Origin of the sequence: Stenotrophomonas sp. 2YAF22 (assembly GCF_052114665.1) — a bacterium.
Classification (GTDB): Bacteria; Pseudomonadota; Gammaproteobacteria; order Xanthomonadales; family Xanthomonadaceae; genus Stenotrophomonas; species Stenotrophomonas indicatrix.
Genome location: NZ_JBFRFE010000374.1, coordinates 1 through 4,272 on the forward strand (window position 1 = coordinate 1; position 4,272 = coordinate 4,272).

A 4,272-nucleotide genomic window follows, 5' to 3' on the forward strand; every position below is an offset into this window, starting at 1 on the left:
CGTTCGGCAGCGGTGCGTACCACCTGCGGCACGATGGCGGCCGGTGCGGTGATCACCACCAGTTCCGGCACCCAGTCCAGGTCCTTCAGCCGCTTCACCGTGCGGATGCCATCGATCTCCGCATGGCGCGGGTTGATCCATGCCACTTTGCCGGGGAAGCCGGTGCCGCGCAGGTTGCGCATCACTGCGCGGCCCGCCGAGCGCTCACGCGGGCTGCCGCCGATCACCGCGACCGACTGCGGACGGAACACGGACTGCAGGTGGTAGGTACTCATGTGCCTACGTTACACGGACCGGCGCTGCGGCGGCATGATCGTGCGCAGGAACCTGGCATCGCATCCACGCAGGGCGTGGATCTACTACGCCGGCCAGAACCAGTAGATCCACGCCATGCGTGGATGACGCCCCCGTTACAGCAGCGTCCCGTGCAGGATCATCGCGGCGATGCTGAAGTAGATGACCAGGCCGGTCACATCCACCAGGGTGGCCACGAACGGGGCCGAGGCGCTGGCCGGGTCGAAGCCCAGCCGCTTGAGGATGAAGGGCAGCATCGACCCGGACAGCGAGCCGAACGTGACGATACCCACCAGCGCGGCGCCGATGGTGATCGCCAGCAGGATCCAGTGCTCGCCGTAGTCATGGAAGCCACCGAGCTGCCAGATCACGATGCGTACGATGGCCAGGCAACCGAGGATGGCGCCGAGCACCATGCCGGTGGGCACTTCGCGCAGGGCCACCTTCCACCAGTCGCGCAGGCGCAGTTCGCGCAGCGCCAGGCTGCGGATCAGCAGCGAGGTCGCCTGCGAACCGGAGTTGCCACCCGAGCTCATGATCAACGGAATGAACAGGGTCAGCACCACCGCGCGCGCCAGTTCGTCCTCGTAGTGCTGCATCGCGCTGGCGGTCAGCATCTCGCCGACGAACAGCACGCTCAGCCAGCCGGCGCGCTTGCGCAGCATCTCCAAGAAGCCGATCTGCATGTACGGCTTGTCCAGCGCCTCCATGCCGCCGAACTTGTGCGCGTCTTCGGTGGACTCTTCGATCAGCGCATCGAGGATGTCATCGACGGTGACGATGCCGAGCATGTGCTGCTGCGCGTCCACCACTGGAATGGCCAGCAGATCGTGGCGGCGGATCAGCCGCGCCACGTCTTCCTGGTCCATCTGCGCATCCACCATCACCGGCGGATTGACCTGGGCCACGTCCAGGATCGATTCCTCCGGCAGCCCGGTGATCAGCCGGCGCATGGTCACCACCTGCTGCAGCTGCTGGTTGGCCGGGTCGAGCACGTAGATCGCATACACGGTCTCGCGCGTGCGTTCGACCTGGCGGATGTGCTGCAGGGTCTGGGCCACGGTCCAGGTGGCGGGCACGGCGACGAACTCGGTGGTCATCAGCGCACCGGCGGTGTTCGGCGGGTAGCTCAGCAGCTTCTGGATGGTCTGCCGGGCTTCGTTGCCCAACAGCGGAATCAGCCGCGCGCGTTCTTCTTCATCCAGCTCGTGGACGATATCGGTGGCACGGTCGTCGGCCATCAATCCCAGCAGCGCGGCGGCGCGTGCCGGCGGCAGTGCGGCAACCAGCTCGCCACTGCGGTGCAGCTCCGGCGCCTCGAGCATTTTCACTGCACGCGGCAGCGACAGCGCGGCCAGCGTCTCGGCAGCGCGCTGCAGTTCGAGCGTGTTGAGGAATTCGACCGCGTCGGCGGTGTTGTAGTTCGCCAGCGGTGCCGACAATGCTGCGGCATCGGCCACCGGACGCAGCAATTGCTTCTGGTTCATGGTGATTCGCCTTCATGGGGTGCGACCTCGCGCAACGCCAACGCAGGCAAACCGTCCCGGTGTCAGGCGGTGGCCATCGCTGGCGTCGACCGAGGTCGACTTCTACTGTCGCTGGACATGGGTTGGGGACTCCGGAGGGGTGTACTGCCGGACACGCCGGCAGCGGCGGGCAGTCTGGACCTGCGGTCGGTGCAGGTCAACCCGCCACGCTGACCGGACAATGGGCCCGCTGCCGTTCTCGTGCGTACACAGCGGCGCGCGCATAATGCCCAGGTGGCACCCGCCGCGCTTCCCCTCCCCGCCGAACGGACGCACAGCCGGCCTTCCGATGACCAGGTATTCCCATGCATAGCGGTGGTCTGGAACTGGCACTGGTGCTGCTGCTGGCCGCGGTGATCGCGGTGCCGGTGTTCAAGAAGTTCGGCTTCGGCGCGGTGCTGGGCTACCTGGCGGCCGGCGTGGTGCTGGGGCCGGACGGTCTGGGCTTCGTACAGGACGCCGACCGCATCCTCGGCGCGGCCGAGATCGGCGTGGTCATGCTGCTGTTCGTGATCGGGCTGGAGCTGTCCCCGGCCCGGCTGAAGGTGATGCGGCGCTCGGTGTTCGGTGCGGGCGCGGCGCAGGTGGCGCTGTCCGGGCTGGTGCTGGGCGGCCTGCTGCTGCTCGATCACTTCCAGTGGAAGAGCGCGCTGGTGGTGGGCGTGGCGCTGGCGCTGTCGTCGACCGCGGTCGGCCTGCAGCTGCTGTCCGAGCACAAGGCGATCAACAGCGACCATGGCCGGCTGGGGTTTGCCATCCTGCTGTTCCAGGACCTGATCGCCATTCCGCTGCTGGCCGCGATTCCGCTGCTGGGCGGGGTCAAGAACGAGACGCTGCGCTGGGAAGATGCGGCCGTCGCGCTGGGCGCGCTGGCGGTGGTGATCCTGTGCGGGCGGCCGGTGCTGCGCCGGGTGTTCGGCATCATCGCCCGCACCCGCAGCCCGGAAGTATTCACCGCCACCGCGCTGCTGGTGGTGCTGGGCACCGCCTGGTTCATGCAGGAAGCCGGCCTGAGCCCCAGCCTGGGGGCGTTCCTGGCCGGCGTGCTGCTGTCCGATTCGGAATTCCGGCACGAGCTGGAATCGCAGATCGAGCCGTTCAAGGGCCTGCTGCTGGGCCTGTTCTTCATTGCCGTGGGCATGGGCATCGACCTGGACCGCATCGCCGCCGAACCGTGGATGATCGCTGCGGGCGTGGCGATCCTGCTGGTGGTGAAGTTCAGCCTGCTGTACGCCATCGGCCGTATCGCCAGACTCAGCTCGCGGCAGTCGTTGCTGCTGGGCAGCGTGTTGTGGCTGGGCGGCGAATTCGCCTTCGTGGTGTTCAACGAAGCACAGCGTGCGCATCTGCTGGGCAATGCCAACCATGACCGGCTGGTGGCGATCGTCGGCCTGTCGATGGCGATCACCCCGTTGCTGATGATCGCCCTGATACGCCTGCTCGGCGAGGAGAAGGTCGCGCCCCGCCAGGCGGCGGAGGCCGACAAGGTGGCGCCGGACAATCGCCCGAAGGTGCTGATTGCCGGCATGGGCCGCTTCGGCCAGGTGATCGCGCGCCTGCTCACCGCGCAGAAGGTGCCGTTCGTGGCACTGGAGGCGAACCCGGACACGGTGGCCGACCTGCGCCGCTTCGGCAACCAGCTGTACTACGGCGATCCGACCCGGCCGGAGATGCTGCGCGCCGCCGGTGGCGAGCACATCGACGTGTTCGTGATCACCGTGGACGACCCGGAAACCAACCTGCGGGCGGTGCGCATGGTGCGCCGCCTGTACCCGGACGCGACGGTGCTGGCGCGTGCGCGCAACCGCCAGCATGCCTGGCGGTTGATGGACATGTCGGCCGAACCGTTCCGCGAAGTATTCGGTACCAGCCTGGAAATGAGCGGGCGCGTGCTGACCGCGCTGGGCGTGGCACCAAACGTGGCCGAGCGCCACGTGCAGCAGTTCCGCGAGCACGACGAGAAGCTGCTGCGCGACCAGTACCTGGTCTACGACGACGAGGCCGCCGTGATCCAGACCTCGCGCGATGCCCGCAACGACCTGATGCACCTGTTCGAAGCGGACGCGGAAAGCGACGACAAGTAGATCCACGCCATGCGTGGATGTTTTTGTTTCCGTGCGCGGCGATCATCCACGCATGGCGTGGATCTACTGAAGGCATCCTGCCGACCAACGGTCGGCACCCACCCTATGGAGTGCGACCTTCAGCCGTTGTCGCGCAGGAACCTGGCCATCGAAGAGACGCCCGGCACGCGCGGCTCGGACGCGGAAAGCGACGGCGACAAGGAGCGCTGACCGACGGGGTTGGGTAGTGCCGGCCGCTGGCCGGCAACCTCATGAACCYCGCCAGGATTGCGAAGCTGCCGGCCAGCGGCCGGCACTRMCGCGCCTTGGGGTCAGCCGTTGTCGCGCAGGAACCTGGCCATCGAAGAGACACCCGGCACGCGCGGCTC

General features: G+C 67.5%; 3 protein-coding genes. 1 reads left to right on the forward strand and 2 read right to left on the reverse strand.

Annotated features, from left to right (window positions below; translation table 11 throughout):
* Together AB4Y84_RS14685 and mgtE are read right to left on the reverse strand one after the other, a co-directional pair.
* Positions 1 to 275 (reverse strand): CoA-binding protein (locus AB4Y84_RS14685; RefSeq protein WP_442250348.1); only part of this gene is annotated, 275 nt, incomplete at its 3' end.
* A 135-nt stretch (positions 276 to 410) separates the two neighbouring features.
* On the reverse strand, positions 411 to 1,781 hold the full coding sequence (gene mgtE, locus AB4Y84_RS14690) for a magnesium transporter (protein WP_312110754.1): 1,371 nt from the start codon (positions 1,779 to 1,781) through the stop codon (positions 411 to 413).
* Positions 1,782 to 2,125: 344 nt separating this feature from the next.
* On the opposite strand from mgtE, the gene AB4Y84_RS14695 reads away from it, so the two are divergent.
* A complete protein-coding gene (locus AB4Y84_RS14695) occupies positions 2,126 to 3,904 on the forward strand; it encodes a monovalent cation:proton antiporter-2 (CPA2) family protein (RefSeq protein WP_442244129.1) in 1,779 nt (592 codons plus the stop codon).
* The last annotated feature ends 368 nt before the right edge of the window (positions 3,905 to 4,272 follow it).